The organism is Sphingomonas leidyi, from assembly GCF_011761945.1.
Taxonomy (GTDB): domain Bacteria; phylum Pseudomonadota; class Alphaproteobacteria; order Sphingomonadales; family Sphingomonadaceae; genus Sphingomonas; species Sphingomonas leidyi.
On record NZ_JAASQV010000006.1, the window covers coordinates 21,944 to 41,540 of the forward strand.

Here is a 19,597-nt window from a genome sequence, read left to right on the forward strand (position 1 = left end):
AGCCGACTTCGCGAAAGTACAGTTCATGTCTCCCTTACATATCCGGCCGATCGCGCGGCGCCGTTTCGTCCAGGGGCTGGCGATCGGCGGCGCGGTCGCCGGTTTCGCCCCGGCGCTTCTCGCGCGATCCGCACCAACCTTGCCCGCTGAGCTGAGCGGGACCGAGTTCGACCTCGAGATCGCCGAGCTGCCGGTCAACTTCACCGGCAAACGCCGTATCGCGACCGCCGTGAACGGCAGCGTGCCCGCGCCGGTCCTGCGCCTGCGCGAAGGCGACACGGTCACGCTGCGCGTACGCAACGGCCTCAAGGAGATGTCGAGCATCCATTGGCACGGCATCATCGTGCCGGCGGAGATGGACGGCGTGCCCGGCATCAGCTTTGCCGGCATCGCGCCGGGCGAGACCTTCACCTATCGCTTCGAGGTCCGCCAGAGCGGAACCTACTGGTATCACGCTCACACGCTCGCCGAGCAGACGGGACTCTATGGAGCGATCATCGTGGAGCCAAAACAGGTGCCGACGGCGCGGGCGCCCGATCGCGACTATTGCATCGTGCTCAGCGACTGGTCGGACGAGCCGCCGCTGCAGATCTTCCTCAATCTCAAGAAGCAGAGCAGCTACTATAATTTTGCGCAGCCGACCGCCGGCGATTTCCTCAAGGATGTCGGCACCATGGGCTTGGGCAAGGCGCTCGAGCGGCGGCGGATGTGGAACAGCTCGCGGATGAACCCGACCGACTACAGCGATGTCTCTGCCGCGACCTACACCTATCTGATGAACGGCGCGCCGCCCGCCGGCAACTGGACCGGTATCGCCGCGCCCGGCGAGCGCGTGCGCCTGCGCTTCGTCGGCGCGGGGACGGCGACGTTCTTCGACGTGCGGATCCCCGGGGTCGAGCTGACGGTCGTATCGACCGACGGGCAGCCGGTCGAGCCGGTCACGGTCGAGGAATTCCGGATCGGCCCGGGCGAGACCTACGACGTCGAGTTCACCATGCCCGAGGGCGGCGCCCGCACCATCTTCGCGCAGGCGATCGATCGGAGCGGCTATGCGCGTGGCACGATCGCACCGGCCCCGGGCATGGCGGCAGCCGTGCCGCCGCTCGATGCCCGGACCTGGCTCGAGCCGGTCGACATGATGGGCGCGATGGCGACGATGGGCGCAATGGGAGGCGACGCGCATGCCGGGCACGGCATGACCGAGATGCCGGCCAGGGCACGGCACGCCCGCACCGAATATGGCGCCAATACCGACATGCGCGTCGACTATCCGCGCACCAATCTCGACGATCCCGGCGCCGGGCTGCGCGGGCGCGGCTGGCGCGTGCTGACGCTGGCCGATCTGCGCACGCCGGGCGGCGATCCCGACCCGCGCGAGCCCGAGCGCGACATCGAGCTGCATCTGACGGGCAATATGGAACGGTTCATCTGGTCGCTCGACGGCATCAAGCTCAACGATTCCAGGCCGCTTCATTTCAAGCCAAACGAGCGGCTGCGCGTCACCTTCGTCAACGACACGATGATGGCGCATCCGATGCATCTGCACGGCATGTGGAGCGATGTCGAAGGCCCGGACGGCGCCTTCCAGGTCCGCAAGCATACGGTCGTGGTCCAGCCCGCCCAGCGGGTGAGCTTCCGCGTCACCGCCGACGCCATGGGCCGATGGGCCTTCCACTGCCATCTGCTCTATCACATGGCGGCCGGCATGTTCCGGGAGGTGGTGGTCGCATGATCCGGATTTTCCCCTCGCGCGGCATCGCTCTTGGCGCTGCCCTCTTCCTGGCGCCGGCGATCACGGCTCCCGCCCTCGCGCAGGATGCCTCGCCCCCGTCGCCCGCCGCCACCCCTGCCCAAACGGCCACTCCCGCTCAGCACACCCCTTCCGCGCAAGGCTCTCAGGACCATGCGGGCATGGACATGCCGGGCATGGATATGACCGACACGAAGGCGTCCGGTAACGGCGCCACGATGGACATGGGCTCGATGCAGGGCGGCCAGGCCCCGCCGGACGCGCGCAACTCGGACGATTATGCCGACGGCTACCGCAACTCGACGCTGCCGGGCTATGAGATGGCCGACAAGCTCTCAATCCCCAAGATACTTGTCGATGAGCTTGAGTTCACCAGCGGCAACGAGGGTCAGGGCGTGGGCTGGACCGTGCTCGTCACCAAGGGTCAGGACAATGACAAGCTCTGGCTGCGCAGCCAGGGGCTCAAGAACTCCCGCGACCAACGTCTCGATCCGGAGAGCAGCGTCGAGGCGCTGTGGTGGCACAGCAAGAACCCGTTCTGGGGCACGCTGCTCGGGGTCAGGCAGGATCTCGGCAAGGGTGCGACCACCTGGCTGGCCGCCGGCGTCGAGGGACTGGCGCCCTATTGGTTCGACGTCCAGCTCACCGGCTATGTAGGAACCGATGGGCGTCTCGCGGCGCGCGCCAAGGCGTCCTATGAGGTCTTGTTCACCAATCGGTTGATCCTTACGCCGCAGGTGGAGACCAATATCTATTCGAAGCGGTCGAGCGATCGGCAGCTCGGCAGCGGCTTCAGCAATGTCGAGCTGAGCGGACGGTTGCGCTACGAGGTGTCGCGCAAGTTCGCGCCCTATATCGGCTTCGTCTGGGAGCGCGCATTTGACGGCACGGCCGATTTCCGTCGCCTGCGCGGGGAAGGGCCTTCCGAACACAGGCTGGTGATCGGCTTGCGCGCCTGGTGGTGATCCGCGGATGGCCACTCGAGGGGTCGACCGCGAACGCGCCGCGTGACAAGGCTGGATCGCAAGCCAACGGTCGCTGGCCGGCCTCCTTTTTCGTCTTGTTGCTCGCGGCGGCTGCGGCGTCGGCGGGACAGACGGCCATTCTCGCCTTCCTTCCGGCACTGGTCGACCCGGCTCGTGGCGCGCTATCGTCAAGCGCTCATGATTTTCATGTCGCGAGCCTGACCGCGGTCCATCCCCTGGCAGCCTTGCTGGCGGCGCCGCTCTGGGGCTGGATCGCGGACCGGGTCGACTATCGGGCGATGTTGCGCGCAGCGCTGGTCATCCTCGCCCTGGTGACCGCGCCGATCGGCCTCGTCGGGCTGCCTGAGCTTTATGCATTGCGCCTGGTGGCGGGGATGGCGTCGGCCGCCATCATACCGTTGGGCTTGCTCTGCGCGAGCTTTGCCGCAAACGAGCGCGCGGACCAGGCGCGGCGCTTCACCTGGCTGACCGCCTTCTTGTTTCTGGGCGATCTCGCCGGTCCGCTGGTGGCGGAGGTCTCGGCCGCGATCCTGCCCCGCGCTCCCCTCATGATCCTCGCTTTCGGCATCGGTGCCGTCGGGGCGGCGCTTTGCGCCGTGCGTCTGCCGCGCTGGTGTGCACCTTGCATCGATGGCGGAGACCTGCCCGCGCCGACGCTCGGCGCGACGCTGATCCTGCTTTTCGTCACGATCGTCGCGGGCGGCGGGCTGGCGGCGATGCATGTCAATCTCCTGGTGACGCGGAGCGTCATTTCGCTGAGCCGCGAAGAGATCGCCTGGATGCTCAGTCTCTGCGGATTGGGCATGCTGGCAGCACAGATCTTCCATGCGAGGCTCGATTGGCTGGTGACCATGCCGAGGCGGCTTGCGGGGCTGACGCTCGGCCTGCTGGCTGCGGCGCTCTTCCTGTTCCCTGTCGCCGCGAGCATGGCCGAACTCAGTGGGATCATCGTTGCTGCCGGCTGGAGCTCGGCAACCCTTCGATTGGTCACCAGCTTCTGGATCAGCGGTGCGGCAGCCCCTTCGGGTCTGAAGCTCGGTCTCCAGCATTCCGCCGCCAGCATCGGGCAGGCGCTCGCGCCGCTGGCGATCGCCGTCGTCGCTCCCGGGGCGCAGCACTTAGTCTTGTGGGGGATTGGTGGTCTGTCGCTGGCGCTGCTTGTGTCCTTGCCGCTCGCCTGGAGGCCGCGCGCCATCGTGAAATCTTCAGCGTGATGAGGGGTAGGGGGCATCAATGCGTATAGATCATTAGGAACCCTATCGCATGCTTCCGGGAGCCGTTCATGAAGACCCGTCTTTCTGCCGCCTTGCTGTTCCTCGCCCTGCCCGGCGCAGCGCTTGCGGCGAATGATGTCGTCGTCCACCGGGACCCGGGTTGTGGATGCTGTGAGAAGTGGGCCCAGGCGCTTCGCGCGAAGCTGGGCCGCACGGTCGTCATGCGCGACGATGCGTCGCGCGGGGCGCTTCAGCGGAGGGCCGGCATGCCGGGCACGCTGGCATCCTGCCACAGCGCGATGGTTGATGGCTATCTGATCGAGGGCCATGTCCCGGTCGCCGATATCAAGCGCCTGCTGGCAACCCGTCCCGTAGGCGTCAGAGGCATTGCGGTGGCGGGGATGCCGATCGGCTCGGAGGGCATGGAAGTGGCAGGCGCCGCCCGCCAACCCTATGCGGTGGTGTCGTTCGGCAGTTCGGGCCAGAAGGTCTTCGCGCGGCATTGATCACGCACGCCTCGGCTCTCGCTGGTGATTTCCTGTTTGAATGACTGGGACTTGCTCGCCCCCACCTGTATAGTCATTTGATGCATGCTCCCGCTCGCCCCCATAGCCGCGCATCCGCTCCCCGGACGAAAGCTGCTTCTGTGGGCGAACCCGCGGTCGACGCTGCCGGTGCGGAGAAGCAACCTCGCTATGTGGCGATCAAAGACAGCATTTTCGAGGACATCCGGGAAGGTCGCCTGAAGCCCGGCGACCAGACGCCGTCAGAGGCCGAGCTCGTCGAGACGTTCAAAGTCTCGCGCATGACCGCAAACCGGGCGTTGCGGGAACTGCAATCGGCCGGTGTCGTGGTACGGCGGGCGGGGCGGGGCAGCTTTGTCGCCGAGCCCCGGCCGATCGGGCAGCTGATCGAGATCCGCAACATCGCGGAGGAGGTGCGCGGCAGGGGCCACGCCTATCGCGCGCGCGTCATTTATAATATCGAGATACGGGCTGATGCGGAAAGGGCAGCTCTGCTGGAAGTCGGCTTGGGCACGCGCCTCTTCCATTCGCTTATCGTCCATCACGAGACCGAATTCCCAATTCAGGTCGAGGAGCGCTTTGTGCTGGCATCTGCTGCGCCACGCTACGGAGAGAGGGATTTCAGCGCCTCGACGCCGAATGAATATCTGACACGTGTTGCCCCGCTCGAGCGAGTAGAGCACCGGGTGTGCGCGGCGATGCCGGATACAGCCATGCGAACAATGCTGGGCCTCGCTGAAGGAGAACCAGTGCTAATGATGACGCGCAGAACCTGGAGTCGCGGACGTCTCGTATCGCACGCTTGGCTCACGCACCCGGGCAATCGGTTCGAGCTATCGGCGGCTTTTTCTGTTGGGACCTAGCGATCAGCCCGCGCCCAACTTGACGGCCGATTTGCGCCTGCGCCGCAACCATCGCACGTCGGCGCGACTGAAGCTCTTAAACAGCAGGTAGAAGCCCGTCCCCGACAGCCACAAAGTACCGAACGCAACGAAGACGATCAGCGGGTGATTGAAGCTGGTGCGGTTCATATAGTCCATATTGTGGAGCATCCAGAAGAAATCCCAGGTGCGCCATGTGTCGCCGCGCATGACCAGGAATCGGCCGGTGTCGGCGGAGATGTAGGCGCTGCTGTTCTCTGCGTCCGCGAAATCCAGTCGCCACATGGTGCCTTCGTGCTCGCGCGCTTCCACATTCGGTTCGGCGAGCAACGTTGCCTTGCGGATCGGTGCTTCATTCACCATCGTCGCGACGTCGCGCGCGACCTGCTCGTCGACCCGAACCGGGGCGCCGCTCGTCGCGTCGATTAGCCGCGTGCCCGTGGTGGATCGAAGCTCGTAGACGGGGCGTGTGGCAAGGGACCGCAAGGCGATGCCGAGCACGGGACCATCAAGAGCGAGCTTTGCCGGCGCAATATAGTCACCGGCAGGTAGGGCGTGCTGATGGCTGGCCTGCGCACTGTGTCCGCCGACCTTCTCCTGATCGAGCAAGGCCATCATCGAGCCGCTCAGAGCCCAAAGGAGAAACTGCACGCCCAGGATCAGGCCGACCCATTTGTGGATGCGCCGAAAAATGAGCGGGGTGAACCGGATTTTCTTCATGCCTTCTTCCTGCGCCGCGGGAACGACCAAAGCAGCAGCCAAGCCCCGGCCAGCGCCATGGCAAGGGCACTCCAGGTCGCCACGCGCAGCAGCGGATTGTTGACGTCGGAGCGATCGTCATAGTCCATGATGTGCAGCATCCACGCGAAATCGAACACGCGCCACAGCGCATGGCGGCGCGAGATCAGCTCACCGGTCTGCGGAGAGAGATACAGGGTTGGCCGGTTCCAGGCATCGAATTCGACCTGCCAATAGGGAGGCTTGCGCGCCTGCATTTCCAGTGGCGCCGTCGTCAGCAGCCGGGCTGCGACGATGTCCCCGGTGCCGCTGTAGATGCGCCGAGCGGCGGCGCGGATTTGTGCCTCGCTCAAATCGGGGATGGGCTGTCCCGAACCTGCATCGAAGAGTCTGACGGCGCAGATCGGCTTTCCACATCGCGCCGGGCTGAGGCTGCCGGGGGCCGGCCGCCACAATTCAATGCTTTCGAAGCGTCTCGATGCGGTGCCGGTCCAACGCTTCGAGCAAAGCCCTGCCGATCAGCGGCTTTGCGAGAACATGATCGAAGCCCGCCTCAGCGGCCCGCGAGGCCAGCAGCGTGTCATGAAAGCCTGAGATCATGATCGCGCGTCCCGACCATCCGATCTCGCGAAGGTGACGCAGCATCGCGAATCCGTCGATGTCGGGCATGCGATAGTCGAGGATGACGCAGTCTGCCTCCTTCGCGCGGGGGTCGGCCAACAGCGCGTGGCCGGTCGTATATCCCCACACGGCATAGCCGCGCGATCTCAGCAGCAGCTGGAGGCCACGCCGCACGCCGGGATCGTCGTCGGAGACGAGGATGGTGTATCTGCCATCATGCTGAGTGGAACGGACCGATGGCATTGCGAGAAGCGGACACCCGTGTGACGATTGCACCATCGATCGCATATCGCGCCTCGTCCCGTCGCTACGTAGAGGTCGCAGTCACTTCGGCTTGCGGCCCATGCCCGCGGCAAAGGCGATCCGCAGGGCTTCGGACAAATTGCGGACCTCGAGCTTGGCCATCAGGCTCGCGCGATGGACCTCGACCGTTCGCGATGAACAGCCCAGGTCATAGGCGATCGTCTTATTGGGCAGGCCGTTCGCCAGCCCTTCCATCACTTCACGCTCCCGGGGCGTCAGTGCAGCGACCCGCACGCCGGCTTCAGAGGTTTCCAGAGTGCGAAGGTCGACATCGTCGAGACGCGCGAACGCGCGGCTGACGGCGCCGAGCAGGGCGGCTTTCTCGAAGGGCTTCTCGAGAAAGTCGACCGCGCCGCCTTTCATGGCCTGCACCGCAACCGACACGTCGCCATGGCCGGTCAGGACGATGACCGGCATATTGACCCCGCGTGCTGCCATGGCGGCCTGAATCTCGAGACCGTCCATCTCGGGCATGCGCACGTCGAGGATGACGCAGCCGACGGCCGCCGACTTCGCCTCCTTGAGAAACTCCACGCCCGAGGCATAGGTCACGACGTCGTAGCCCGCGGTCTTGAGCGCAAAGCTCGCCGCCTTGCGGATGCTCTCCTCGTCGTCGACCAGATGGATGACGCGTCTATCCCCCATGTTCCTCCTCCGCCCGCGCATGGATCAAGGTAAAATGAAAGCGCGCGCCGCCGCGGTCGGGGCGCTCCATCCAGATACGGCCCCCATGCGCTTCGATGATGGTCCGGCAGATCGAAAGGCCGAGGCCCATGCCGTCGGCCTTTGTCGACTTGAACGCCGTGAAGAGCTGCTCCCGGACCTCGTCGGCGATGCCGGGGCCGGTATCCTCCACGGTCACCTCGATCAGCCCGTCAGGGCGCAACCTGGTCGCTACCTTGAGGTCGCGAACAGGACACGCCGCCATCGCCTCGATGGCGTTGCGCATCAGGTTGACCAGCACCTGCTGGATCTGCACCCTGTCGACGAGAACCGGCGTCGCGGCGGGATCGACCGCGAAGAAGCTGCGGATGCCGCGCTCGCGTGCACCGACCAGCGCGAGCTCGCTCGCCTCGGCGACAACCTGCGGCAGATCGTGGAGGCTCTTGTCGACCTCGCCGCGGGCGACGAAATCGCGCAGGCGCCGGACGATATGGCCGGCCCGCAGCGTTTCCTGTGCCGCATCATCCATCACCGACCGTAGCGACACGAAGGGTTCGTCGTCCCGCTCGTCGAGCATGTCGCGGATCGTCTCGAGATAGAGCGCGACCGCGGCAAGCGGCTGGTTGAGCTCATGCGCGAGGGTCGAGGCCATCGTGCCCATCGCGCTCAGCCGGGAGACATGGACCAGCTCTGCCTGCAGTTCCTTGAGCCTGAGCTCATCCTGCTCCTTGGCGGTGAGATCCCGGATGAAGCCGGTGAACAACCGCTGCCCGTCTTCACCGGCCTCGCCAACCGACAGCTGCATCGGGAAGGTCGAGCCGTCGCGGCGCTGGCCGACCACGACGCGGCCGAGGCCGATGATCCGGCGCTCGCCGGTCTGGAGATAATGCGCGATATATTCGTCATGCCGGTCGCGATCGGGCTGGGGCATCAGGCAGGAGACGTTGCGGCCGACGAGCTCGGTTTCCGAATAGCCGAACAGGCGTTGGGCGGCCGCGCTGAACGACGTGATGTCGCCGGTCTCGTCGATGATGATCATCGCATCGGGGACGGTCGCCAGGATCGACTGGAGATGCTGCTCGCGGGTCTCGATTGACGCCCGGACCGCCGCCTCGTCGGTGACATCGCGACTGATGCAGGCAAAGCCTCGATGTGCGTCGCCTTCGAACAGGGCGCTGATCGTCAGGCGCGCGAGATACTCCGCTCCGTTCTCGCAGACCCGCCACGCTTCGCGCTCCAGCGTGCCTTCGTGAAGGGCGGCCGCCAGGTCTGCGCACGGGCGGCCGGCCGCAATCTCGTCGGGCGGGTAGAACAGGTCATGGGGCTGTCCCAGGACGCGATCGAGGGGCCAGCATTCGGCACGCTCGCCTTCTTCATTATAGCTCAGCACGATCCCGGCAGGATCGAGCAGCGTCAGGACATGGCCGCCAGCCTGTCGCAGGAACAACGGCGCAAGCCGCACCACCTCCCTGGCAATCTCGTCCGCCCCGCGCCTCGTGTCGACCATCGGCCGGCTCACATACCTGGCCGGGCGCACGTATCCGGGCGTAGCCCGACCGTGCCACTCAGCGCCGCGCGAGTATGGCCTTCATCTCGTCGATTTCCTGCCGCTGCGAGCGCTTGATCGCTTCGCAAAGCCGGATGACTTCCGGATCGCTGAGCTTTGCTTCCTGGCACATCAGGATCGCCCCGGAATGATGCGGGATCATCGAGCGCAGAAAGGCCGTGTCGCCGATCGTGGTCTGGGTGCGGATGAGTGCAAAGCTGCCGAAGAAGGCGACCAGCGACGCGGCGATCAGCGCGATGTTGGCGGCCTTCGACACGAACATGTGTCGCATGGCGAGGATCATCAGCACCACCATCGGTGCGACCATCATCAGCGTCATGTAGAGCATGTTGAGGTTGTTGTAGAAGCTGTCGAGCCCGTCGATCATGACGAACATCACCAGATACATGATGACGCCGCTGATGACGGTCTGAACGGCAAGGCTCCAATAGGCACCCATCTTCCGGGTGTTCATGTGGGACGAATGGTCCATGGCGTATCTCCTTCGCTCGGCGCCGGCCGACCTGGGTATGAGTGTAACGCCCCGCTCTCTTGTTCGCCCCCGCCATCAGCCGTCCTGATGCTAAAACCAGAAGCGAACGCCGGCGACGAAGCTGGTGGCATGGACGTCCTCGCCCGCAAGCCTCGACAGCCGCGCCGTGTCTCCGGCTTTGCGCAGATAGGAAACGCCGATGTAAGGTGCGAACTGGCGGCTGAATTCGTAGCGCAGGCGCGCGCCGAGCTCTATGTTGACCAGCCCCGAACCGATGTCGTTCTCCGGAATATCCTGCGCGGCGAAATTGACCTCGGCGCGCGGCTGCAAGATCAGGCGCTGGGTGATGCGCTGGTCGTAATAGCCCTCGACCCGGCCCAGAACATCGCCCTTGGTCGAGAGGAACAGCGCGCCTTCGACCTCGAACATGCCAGGAGCCAGGCCCTCGACGCCGATCGTCGCGTAGGTGCGGTCGGGCCCGCGGCCGAAGTCCTGGCGGATACCGCCCTGAAGATTGAAATAGGGGTCGATGGCCCGGCTGTAGAGCACCTGCACCTCGGCGCTGTCGATGCCGCGGCCGAACTCGCCTTCGCCCTCGCTCTTGAGCCAGAGGCGGTTGATGTCGCCGCCGTAAAAGCCTTCGCCATCCCAGCGATAGCCATCGCGGCCGCTATGCGCCTGATACTCGAACAGGTTGAGCAGCACCTGCCCGAAATTGTTGCCGCCGCTGTCCTTCATCATGATGTCGCGCGAGCGCGCCATCTCGCCGCCGGGAAAATCCCGATCGGCGAAGTGGTCGCCTGGGAGCGGCGGCGGGGGCGCATTGCCGGCCGGAAGTGCGGTGCCGGTCATTTGCATGCCGGGCATGGCGGGCGTTCCCGGCGTCGCTGTCTGGCCATGCTGCGCATGGTCCATCCCGGGCATGTCGGGCATCGCGCCGTCCTGATGCTGGGAGTGGTCCATGCCCGGCATCTCCGGCATTGCGGGAGACGTGGATTGCGGCTGACCGGCCGCATTTGCTTGCGCCGCGGGAGTGGTCTGGTGCTGCGAATGGTCCATTGCCGGCATGGTGTCCGGCGCTGGCTTCTGAGCGCGCGGCCTGGCAGTGGGCTTGGGGCGCGGCGCGGCGGCCTTGTCCTTCTTTTTCTCCTGCGCCGGCCGCGCCCCGCCCGGCGGCGCCATGCCGGGCATGTCGTGCATCGAATGATCCTGGGCAAAGGCGGGTGCGGCGGCGAGAAGGGCGATCGCGCTCACCAGCGGCGTGAGGATGCGGGTCATTGCGCGTCTCCCTTCGGACGCACGCTCACGACCCGCATCATCCCTGCATGCATGTGGTAGAGGAGATGGCAGTGGAAGGCCCAGTCCCCGACCGCGTCGGCGGTGAAGTCCCAGCTCACCTTGCCGCCGGGCTGGACGATGACGGTGTGCTTGCGCGGCGCATGGTCGCCATGCCCGGTCACCAGCTCGAAGAAATGGCCGTGGATGTGGATCGGATGCCCCATCATCGTGTCGTTGATGAGATTGACGCGCACCCGCTCGCCTTCGATGAACGGGATCGGCTCGTGATGGTCCGACATTTTCTCGCCGTCGAACGACCACATGAACCGCTCCATGTTGCCGGTGAGGTGGATGTCGATGCTGCGGCTCGGCGCGCGCACGTCTGGATTGCGCTCGAGCGCCATCAGATCCTTGTAGACGAGCACCTTGTGGCCGACGTCGGTGAGGCCCTGGCCGGGCTCGCCGGTGCGGTCGACGGGCATCGGCGAGATGGTCTGGACGCTCGGATCGCGCTTCACCTGCGGCGCGTTCGAGAAGTCGCGCATCTTCATCGAACCCATCGCGTGCCCGCCATGATCCATGCCCGCCATCTGGCCATCGGCGCCCATCGCGCCGTGGTCCATGCCGGCCATCGATCCATGATCCATCCCGCTCATCGCGGAATGATCCATCCCCGAATGGTCCATGCCCGCCATGGCGCTGTTGTCCATGGTCGCCATCGCTGCCGCCGCGCCGGTCGCGAGGCGCGCGGACGCGTTCTTCTCGGCCGTCGGATCGACGCCCCGCATAGCGCCGCCCGACATGTCCATGCCTTCCATGCCCGGCATCGAGGACATGTCCATGCCCATGTCCTTCATGTCGGCGAGCGGCCGTTTGCGTAAGGGAGGCACCTCGCCAGCCATGCCGGCGCGCGGCGCGAGCGTGGCACGCGCCATACCCGAGCGGTCGATGGCCTCGCCGACAAGAGTATAGGCCTTGTCCTCGCCTGGGCTGACAACGACGTCGTAGGTCTCGGCGACACCGATCTGGAACTCGTCGACGGTGACGGGCACCACATTCTGCCCGTCGGCCTGGACGATGCTGAGCGGCAGGCCGGGTACGCGGACGTTGAAGGTGGTCATCGCCGACGCATTGATGACGCGCAGCCGCACCCGCTCGCCCGGGGTGAAGAGCGCGGTCCAGTTGTCCATCGGACCATGGCCATTGACGAGATAGGTGTAGGTCGATCCGGTGACATCGGAGATGTCGGCGGGGTCCATCCGCATCTGGCCCCAGTCGAGCCGGTCCTTGAGTGGCTGGTCCTTGCCCGAGAGCAGCCCGGCCAGCGTCTGGCGCTGGAAGTTGAAATGGCCGGGGTTGACCTTGAGACGCCGGAAGATCGCCTGCGGCGAGAGTGCGCTGTGATCGGCGAGCACGATGACATGCTCGCGGTCATAGGCGACCGGATCGGCACCGGCGGGGTCGATGATGATCGGGCCGTAATGGCCTTCCTGCTCCTGCAGGCCCGAATGGCTGTGATACCAGTAGGTGCCGCTTTGCACGACGGGGAACTGGTAGAGGTAGTTCGATCCCGGCTTGATGCCCGGAAAAGACACGCCCGGCACGCCGTCCATATTGGCCGGCAGGATCAGCCCGTGCCAGTGGATCGAGCTGTCCTCCTCGAGTTGATTGACGACGTTGAGCCGCACGCGCTGGCCTTCGCGCAGCCGGATCAGCGGGGCGGGGACCGTGCCGTTGAGACCGATTGCGCGGAACTGGCGCCCGTCGATGCTCATCGACTGCCGGGCGATGGTCAGCGTGATGTCTTCGCCCGACACGGTCGGTAGCGTCGGTCGCATCCCCGGCGAGATGGTCTGCGCCCAGGCAGGCAGCCAGGCTGATAATGCGGCGCCACCACCGGCGAGGGCCGCGCCGCGAAGGAACTGGCGGCGGTCGAGGGCAGAAATCATTCGGTTTGTCTCAGCTTGCGGAAAGAGGGCGGACCTATTGGAAATACGCAGCCCACCCGCCTGCCCCTCAAACTTTCTTCAAACTTTCCGCGAGGCGCGCCCGGGCGCGGTAGAGGCGGGTCTCGACGGCCTTCTGGGAGATGCCGAGGATCTCGGCGGTTTCGGCTTCCGATTTCTCGTCGATCGTCCGCAGGATGAGCGTGTCCTTGAGCGAGGCGGGCAGGGCGGCGATCGCCGTCATCGCCTCGGCGAGTTGCTGTTCGGCATCCAGGGCGCGGTCGGCCGAGGGGGCGTCGTCGACGATATGTTCGGCTTCGCCCAGAGGAAGGGCGAAGGAAAAGAAATTGCGGACCGCACGGCGACGGCGCCAGTCGTGGCATTTGTTGATGACGATCCGCGACATCCAGACCGGGAAGGGCCGCGTCCCATCATAGCGGCTGAGCGCGGAAAAGGCGGCCACGAAGCTCGCCTGAGTGACGTCGAGCGCCTCGTCGGGGCTACCGACATGGCTGCGCACGAGACGGTGTACCCAGCCCTGATGCCGGCGGACCAGCTCGCCATAGGCCGCTTGCCGGCCCCCCAGCGCCAGAGCCGCAAGCTCCCCGTCCGAGCAGTCGGGGAGGTGGAGCGTCATTTTTTCTCGGCCGTCAGCGCTTTCACGACGGCGTCGTCGAACTTCACCGTCTGGTCGGGGCGGAGCACCGCACGCATCGCGAAGATATGCTCGAGCGTTTCCTTCTGCAGCGCGCCCATCGCCTGGTGTGACCGGTCGACGGCGGCGGAGACCTGAGGCCCATAGCCATGTTCCGACCTGATGGCCTGCGCGAGCCATGCATTGTCGGCGCGCAGTTCCGCTTCCAGGGCCTGTCGGCGGATGGCGTAGCGGGCTTCGATAGCCTCGAGCCGTGCATGTTGCGCGCTATCCAGCTTGAGATCGCGATGGAGCAGGTCGTGCAGCTCATTCTCGACAGGGGGCGCCGGCACGACATAGAGCCGGCCGATCACGACCCCCGCTACTGCCGCAACAAACGTCAGCAGCACGAGAAGGAGAAGGCCGCGGCGATCGCGCATCATTGCGCGCTCAGCAGCGTCGAAGGAGCGAGCGCGAGCCGCGCGTCGAAGGGCGATGCCGCAGCATCTGCCGAACGCACTGGCACCGCGGAACCGGCGATGCCGATGAAGAGCGCGACCGCGGCTGCGACACCGAAGGTCGTGGCGCTCAGGCGCGGCATGGCCTGGAGCCGGGCGATCTCGGCCATGACGCGGCTGTCCAGCCCGGCAAGCCGGGGATCGAGGGGGGCTTCCCGCAACCGGCTGAGCATGTCGTCGAGGTGGTCCATGATGTTTCTCCGTCTTCTCTTCTCAATACGCAGGGTGGTCTTCTAACCCTTGTCCGGGAACAAAAAGAAAATTGCGAGGGGTGCAGGTCGCGGCTGCGTATTCTCTCATGTCACTGACAGGAGAATGTCCAAATGCGCTTCTTTTCGCCGCTCGCAGCCATCGCCGCCGTCGGCCTGAGTGTTTCTGCTCCGGCCTACGCCCATCCCAAGCTCGTGTCCTCGACGCCCGCCGCCAACGCCAGCGTCCCGGCGCCGTCGCGTATAACGCTCACCTTCAGTGAAGGTCTGATGCCGAAGCTGTCGGGCGCCGAGATCGTGATGACCGGCATGCCCGGCATGCCCAACCACCGCATGGCGGTAACCGGCTTCAAGACGTCCGTCGAAGGCGACAAGACGCTCGTGCTGACGCTCGCCAAGCCGCTCATGGCGGGCAGCTATCAGGTCGCCTGGCACGTCGTCTCGACCGACACGCACCGCATCCAGGGCAATCTCGCCTTTACCGTCAAGTGACGCCATGAACGACGTGGCACTCGTCGCCGTCCGCTGGGCGCTCTACGTCGATCTCGGCCTGCTGTTCGGCCTGCCGCTGTTCGCGCTCTATGCGCCCGGCGGCGGCCGGATGGTGCAGCGGCATCTGCCGATGGCGGCAATGGTGGCCGGTCTCGCATGTCTCGCCCTCCTGCTGTCGGCGCTGGGGTTCGCGTTGCAGGCTGCGGCGATGACCGGGCTGCCACTCGCCCAGCCTGATCTTTCCATGGTCGCAGAGCTGTTCAACGGCACTTCCATGGGAACGGCGCTGAAGGCGCGCCTCGTCGCGCTCCTCGTTCTTCTGCTCTGCATCCCCTTCTATCGCCGGCAATCCCGTCCTGCCTTCATCGCCTCCACTCTGGCGGGCGCGGTCGCGCTCGCGACCCTCGCCTGGAGCGGGCATGGCGCGGCCGGCGAAGGCGAGGCGGGCTGGCTGCAACTGCTGGCCGATCTCATCCATCTGCTCGCCGCCGGCGCCTGGGTCGGCGCGCTTGCCGCCTTCCTCGCGCTGGTTCTTCCCAGGCTCGCAACCGATGATGTCGCCGCTGAAGACATGGACCAGGTCACACTGGCCGAGGAAGCCCTGCGGGGTTTCTCCCTCGTCGGCACGATCATCGTCGCCCTGCTGATCCTGACCGGGACGGTGAACGGCTGGTTTCTGGTCGGCCCGGGCAACATCGCCTCGCTCGGTCAGTCGAGCTACGGCCTGCTGCTCATCGCCAAGCTGGTGCTGTTTGGGGGCATGCTGGGCCTTGCCGCGCTCAACCGCTACCGCCTGACCCCGGCACTGGCACAGGCGATCGAGGAAGAGGACGCGCCACGGGCGCAGGCGCTGTTGCGCGCGAGCCTCTTCGTCGAAGGCGGGCTTGCGATCGTCATTCTCGGGCTCGTCGCCTGGCTGGGGACACTATCGCCGCCCATGTCGATGTAGCTTATCGTTTCGGACGCCTCGCGTTGGGAGAAGCCAATGCAATCCTACACCCCGCCGCTCGGGACCGGATCGACGAAAGACTATGATCGCGCGATCCGCCTGTGGACGCGGGAGAAGCGGTGGCGTGCCGCCATGCTCGCCGCCCTGGCGCCCAAAGCCGGTGAGACGGTCGTCGACGTCGGCTGTGGCACCGGCAGCTTCGCGCTGATGCTCAAGCAAGCCGAGCCCAGGACGCAGGTGATCGGTCTCGATCCCGATGCCGAGGCGCTCGACATCGCGCGGCACAAGGCCGCTGCGCGGCAGGCCGATATCGACTGGCGTCAGGGATTTGCCAGGGACGTGGCCCCGGGCACCGCCGACGCTGTCGTATCGAGTCTCGTGCTGCATCAGATGCCGGTCAGGGAGAAGGCGGCAACCCTGCGCGCCATGTTCGCCATGCTGCGCCCGGGTGGCCGCCTGGTGATCGCAGATTATGGCCGCCAGCACGGTCTCATGCGGCTCGCCTTTCGCCTGACCGTGCAGCGACTCGATGGCATCGATGATACCCGACCCAACGCCGACGGCGTGCTCCCCGGCCTGATCGCGGCGGCCGGCTTCAGGCATGTGGCCGAGACGTTTCGGCTCTTGACCATCACCGGCGCGATCGAATTGCTTACCGCGCATCGACCGGCGCAGGCCCAGGGCCTTACGGTTGCGAACGACCTTGGCTGATCCCGGCCGAGCGACCGGGTACGCCGATTTGGCCGCTTAGGCGATTACGTATTGACCCTGACACGGTGTCAGACCCTAGATCGTCAGGCGTCGAAAGGAGCAAGGCGATGAACGAGACACATGGAGCGGCGCATGGCGGCGGTTGCTGCGGCGGCCACGGCGGCGCGAAAGCGGCGACCGGCATCAAGGACCCGGTCTGTGGCATGACCGTCGATCCGGCGACCACCGCGCACCATGCCGATCATGGCGGTGAACGCTATCATTTCTGCAGCGCGGGCTGCCGGGCAAAGTTCATCGCCGATCCCGAGCGCTATCTCGGCCCGCCGGCACCGCCGTTCGCAGCGCCCGTGGGCACGATCTGGACCTGCCCTATGCATCCCGAGATCCGGCAGGACCATCCCGGGTCCTGTCCGATCTGCGGCATGGCGCTCGAACCCGCGACCGTGACCGCCGACAGCGGTCCCAGCCACGAGCTGGTCGATTTCACGCGGCGTTTCTGGGTTGGCCTGGTGCTGGCCCTGCCGGTGCTGATCCTCGAGATGGGGGCGCACCTGTTTCCTGTGATCCATCGCCTCGTGCCGATGTCGACCTCGGTATGGATCCAGTTCGTGCTGGCGACGCCTGTCGTGCTCTGGGCGGGCTGGCCGTTCTTCGAGCGTGGCTGGGCCTCGCTCAAGACCCGCAACCTCAACATGTTCACCCTGATCGCGATGGGGACGGGGGTCGCCTGGATCTACAGCGTCGTCGCGACGCTCGCGCCTCAGCTGTTCCCGCCTGCCTTCCGCGGCGAGGACGGCATGGTTGCCGTCTATTTCGAGGCCGCCGCGGTGATCACCGTTCTCGTGCTGCTCGGCCAGGTGCTCGAACTGCGCGCGCGTGAGCGGACCTCGGGCGCGATCAAGGCGCTGCTCAACCTCGCGCCCAAGACCGCGCGCCGGATCGCCGCCGACGGGAGCGAAGAGGAGATCAGTCTCGATCTGGTCGCGGTCGGCGACCGCCTGCGCGTGCGGCCGGGCGAGAAGGTGCCGGTCGACGGCGTAGTCGAGGACGGCCGCTCCTCGCTCGACGAGTCGATGGTCACCGGTGAATCCATGCCCGTCACCAAGGCCAAGGCCGACACGGTGATCGGCGGCACGCTCAACCAGACCGGTGCGCTGGTGATCGTCGCCGACAAGGTCGGACGCGACACCATGCTTGCGCGGATTGTCCAGATGGTCGCCGAGGCGCAGCGCTCGCGCGCGCCGATCCAGCGCATGGCCGATCAGGTGTCGGGCTGGTTCGTGCCCGTGGTCATCGCGGTTGCGGTGGTCGCGTTTATCGCCTGGGGTATCTGGGGCCCCGAGCCGCGCTTCGCCTATGGGCTGGTGGCGGCGGTCGCCGTGCTGATCATCGCCTGTCCCTGTGCACTGGGTCTCGCCACGCCGATGTCGATCATGGTGGGCGTCGGCCGCGGCGCCGGACTCGGCGTCCTTATCAAGAATGCCGAAGCGCTCGAGCATATGGAGAAGGTCGACACGCTCGTCGTCGACAAGACAGGCACGCTGACCGAAGGCCGGCCTGCCGTCACCCAGATCGTGCCGGCGCCCGGCTTCGACGAAGCCGAACTGCTGCGGCTTGCCGCCTCGGTCGAGCGGGCCTCCGAGCATCCGCTCGCGCTGGCGATCGTCGAGGCCGCGAAGGATCGCGGCATCCCCACGAGCGACGTCACCGACTTCGATTCCCCCACCGGACGCGGCGCGCTCGGCACCGTCGACGGCCGCCGGATCGTGCTCGGTAATGCGCGGTTCCTCTCGGAAGAGGGCATAGCAACCGACGCGCTGGCGGAGCAGGCCGACGCCCTGCGCCGGGATGGCGCCACCGCGATCTTCATCGGCGTCGACGGCACCGTCGGCGGCGCCTTTGCAATCGCCGATCCCGTGAAGCAGACGACGCCGGAGGCCCTGGCCGCACTCAAGGCCGAAGGCATTCGCGTGGTGATGTTGACCGGCGACAACCGCACCACAGCAGAGGCGGTGGCAAGGCGGCTCGGCATTGACGATGTCGAAGCCGAGGTACTGCCCGACCAGAAGAGTGCCGTCGTCGCGCGGTTGAAGAGCGAGGGGCGCGTGGTGGCGATGGCCGGCGACGGGGTCAACGACGCCCCCGCACTGGCTGCCGCCGATGTCGGTATTGCCATGGGCTCGGGCACCGACGTCGCGATCGAGAGCGCGGGCGTGACGCTGCTCAAGGGCGATCTCATGGGCATCGTGCGGGCACGGCGGCTGAGCCAGGCGACCATGTCCAACATCCGCCAGAACCTGGTCTTCGCCTTCATCTACAATGTCGCCGGGGTGCCGGTGGCGGCGGGCGCGCTCTATCCGCTGTTCGGCATCCTGCTCTCGCCGATCATCGCGGCCGCCGCCATGGCGCTCTCCTCGGTCAGCGTGGTCACCAACGCGCTGCGCCTCAACCGGAAAGCGCTGTGAACATCGGGGAGGCGTCGAAGCAAAGCGGGGTCTCGGAGCGGATGATCCGCCATTATGAGAAGATCGGCCTCATCCCGGCGCCGCCGCGCCGGGGAGCGGGTTATCGCGACTATGGCGAGAGTGACCTCCATCGCCTGCGGTTCATCGCCAATGCCCGCGATCTCGGTTTTCCGATCGAGGAGATCCGGACCCTGCTCGGCCTGTGGGCCGACACGGGCCGCAGCAGCGCCGATGTAAAGCGGGTCGCGTTGGCGCGGGCGGAGGAATTGCAGCGCAAGGCCGAAGCGCTGACGACCCTGCGCGAGACCCTCGTCGATCTCGCCGAGCGCTGTCATGGCGACGAGCGGCCAGATTGTCCCATCATCGCCGAACTGAGTCTCGACAGAAAATGTTAGCGCCGGCCGCCTCTCGGACCAGACCCGCTCTGGCGGCCGGGGTGCTGATCGCACTTGGCATTCTCACGACGGGCCTCGCGATATATTTCCTCGCAGTCCGCCCGCCACTGCTGGCGGAGGATCTTCGCCATATCGGCGGCAACCCGCAGACCCTTTCGCCGGTATTGCGGGACTGGTTCGGCGGGATAGCTGGCTCGCCCGGGCGACCGCACTGAGCCTCCTGATCGTATTTGGCCGCTTTTCATACAGCAATGTCGTGCTGAGCTCTGACTTCTGGGGCT

Annotated in this window: 21 protein-coding genes; 10 read left to right on the forward strand and 11 right to left on the reverse strand. The window is 66.1% G+C overall.

Annotated features, from left to right (window positions below):
• Positions 1-25: 25 nt before the first annotated feature.
• The 5 genes from FHR20_RS20440 to hutC all read left to right on the forward strand — a co-directional run bounded on the left by FHR20_RS20440 (position 26) and on the right by hutC (position 5,337).
• Positions 26-1,732 (forward strand): copper resistance system multicopper oxidase, encoded by a 1,707-nt coding sequence (locus FHR20_RS20440; RefSeq protein ID WP_015449263.1) that lies wholly within the window; start codon positions 26-28, stop codon positions 1,730-1,732.
• Positions 1,729-2,715, forward strand: a complete 987-nt coding sequence (locus FHR20_RS20445) for a copper resistance protein B (protein ID WP_015449262.1) — start codon at positions 1,729-1,731, stop codon at positions 2,713-2,715. Before FHR20_RS20440 ends, FHR20_RS20445 begins: the two co-directional genes overlap by 4 nt.
• Complete coding sequence (locus tag FHR20_RS20450) at positions 2,709-3,950, forward strand: MFS transporter (RefSeq protein WP_015449261.1); 1,242 nt, start codon at positions 2,709-2,711, stop codon at positions 3,948-3,950. The genes FHR20_RS20445 and FHR20_RS20450 overlap by 7 nt, the downstream gene beginning before the upstream one ends.
• A gap of 68 nt (positions 3,951-4,018) precedes the next feature.
• Positions 4,019-4,456, forward strand: coding sequence for a DUF411 domain-containing protein (locus FHR20_RS20455; protein WP_004213035.1), 438 nt, complete (start codon positions 4,019-4,021; stop codon positions 4,454-4,456).
• 140 nt (positions 4,457-4,596) lie between these two features.
• Positions 4,597-5,337 carry a histidine utilization repressor gene (gene hutC, locus FHR20_RS20460; RefSeq protein WP_004213136.1) on the forward strand — a complete coding sequence of 247 codons (741 nt, stop codon included), beginning with the start codon at positions 4,597-4,599 and terminating at the stop codon, positions 5,335-5,337.
• Positions 5,338-5,340: 3 nt separating this feature from the next.
• On the opposite strand, the gene FHR20_RS20465 is transcribed toward hutC, so the two are convergent.
• From FHR20_RS20465 to FHR20_RS20515, 11 genes are all read right to left on the reverse strand, one after another.
• Entirely contained in the window at positions 5,341-6,075 is a 735-nt protein-coding gene (locus tag FHR20_RS20465; RefSeq protein WP_037447984.1) for a PepSY domain-containing protein, read from the reverse strand.
• On the reverse strand, positions 6,072-6,548 hold the full coding sequence (locus FHR20_RS20470) for a hypothetical protein (RefSeq protein WP_243857691.1): 477 nt from the start codon (positions 6,546-6,548) through the stop codon (positions 6,072-6,074). The genes FHR20_RS20465 and FHR20_RS20470 overlap by 4 nt, the downstream gene beginning before the upstream one ends.
• A 1-nt stretch (position 6,549) precedes the next feature.
• Positions 6,550-6,957, reverse strand: coding sequence for a response regulator (locus FHR20_RS20475; RefSeq protein ID WP_016743851.1), 408 nt, complete (start codon positions 6,955-6,957; stop codon positions 6,550-6,552).
• A gap of 81 nt (positions 6,958-7,038) precedes the next feature.
• Positions 7,039-7,662: a response regulator transcription factor gene (locus FHR20_RS20480; RefSeq protein WP_037447987.1), complete on the reverse strand. Its 624-nt coding sequence runs from the start codon at positions 7,660-7,662 to the stop codon at positions 7,039-7,041.
• Positions 7,652-9,187 (reverse strand): PAS domain-containing sensor histidine kinase, encoded by a 1,536-nt coding sequence (locus FHR20_RS20485; protein WP_030089528.1) that lies wholly within the window; start codon positions 9,185-9,187, stop codon positions 7,652-7,654. Before FHR20_RS20485 ends, FHR20_RS20480 begins: the two co-directional genes overlap by 11 nt.
• Before the next feature lie 58 nt (positions 9,188-9,245).
• Positions 9,246-9,719, reverse strand: a complete 474-nt coding sequence (locus tag FHR20_RS20490) for a DUF305 domain-containing protein (RefSeq protein ID WP_015449253.1) — start codon at positions 9,717-9,719, stop codon at positions 9,246-9,248.
• 90 nt (positions 9,720-9,809) lie between these two features.
• The gene (locus FHR20_RS20495; protein ID WP_167301444.1) at positions 9,810-10,997 is read right to left on the reverse strand and encodes a copper resistance protein B; all 1,188 of its coding nucleotides are present in this window, start codon (positions 10,995-10,997) and stop codon (positions 9,810-9,812) included.
• Entirely contained in the window at positions 10,994-12,946 is a 1,953-nt protein-coding gene (locus FHR20_RS20500) for a copper resistance system multicopper oxidase (protein WP_015449251.1), read from the reverse strand. The genes FHR20_RS20495 and FHR20_RS20500 overlap by 4 nt, the downstream gene beginning before the upstream one ends.
• Positions 12,947-13,013: 67 nt before the next feature.
• The gene (locus FHR20_RS20505; protein ID WP_017501305.1) at positions 13,014-13,580 is read right to left on the reverse strand and encodes an RNA polymerase sigma factor; all 567 of its coding nucleotides are present in this window, start codon (positions 13,578-13,580) and stop codon (positions 13,014-13,016) included.
• A complete protein-coding gene (locus tag FHR20_RS20510; protein ID WP_026109207.1) occupies positions 13,577-14,017 on the reverse strand; it encodes a periplasmic heavy metal sensor in 441 nt (146 codons plus the stop codon). The genes FHR20_RS20505 and FHR20_RS20510 overlap by 4 nt, the downstream gene beginning before the upstream one ends.
• Complete coding sequence (locus tag FHR20_RS20515; RefSeq protein ID WP_037447996.1) at positions 14,017-14,286, reverse strand: hypothetical protein; 270 nt, start codon at positions 14,284-14,286, stop codon at positions 14,017-14,019. The genes FHR20_RS20510 and FHR20_RS20515 overlap by 1 nt, the downstream gene beginning before the upstream one ends.
• Positions 14,287-14,418: 132 nt before the next feature.
• On the opposite strand from FHR20_RS20515, the gene copC reads away from it, so the two are divergent.
• The 5 genes from copC (at position 14,419) to cueR (ending at position 19,316) form a co-directional block, all read left to right on the forward strand.
• Positions 14,419-14,796, forward strand: coding sequence for a copper homeostasis periplasmic binding protein CopC (gene copC / locus FHR20_RS20520; protein WP_007406420.1), 378 nt, complete (start codon positions 14,419-14,421; stop codon positions 14,794-14,796).
• Between the two features lie 4 nt (positions 14,797-14,800).
• A complete protein-coding gene (gene copD / locus FHR20_RS20525; protein WP_037448002.1) occupies positions 14,801-15,745 on the forward strand; it encodes a copper homeostasis membrane protein CopD in 945 nt (314 codons plus the stop codon).
• A gap of 36 nt (positions 15,746-15,781) precedes the next feature.
• Entirely contained in the window at positions 15,782-16,456 is a 675-nt protein-coding gene (locus FHR20_RS20530) for a class I SAM-dependent methyltransferase (protein ID WP_020820524.1), read from the forward strand.
• A gap of 107 nt (positions 16,457-16,563) precedes the next feature.
• Entirely contained in the window at positions 16,564-18,921 is a 2,358-nt protein-coding gene (locus tag FHR20_RS20535; RefSeq protein ID WP_167301445.1) for a heavy metal translocating P-type ATPase, read from the forward strand.
• The gene (gene cueR / locus FHR20_RS20540; RefSeq protein ID WP_007406402.1) at positions 18,918-19,316 is read left to right on the forward strand and encodes a Cu(I)-responsive transcriptional regulator; all 399 of its coding nucleotides are present in this window, start codon (positions 18,918-18,920) and stop codon (positions 19,314-19,316) included. Before FHR20_RS20535 ends, cueR begins: the two co-directional genes overlap by 4 nt.
• Positions 19,317-19,597: the final 281 nt, after the last annotated feature.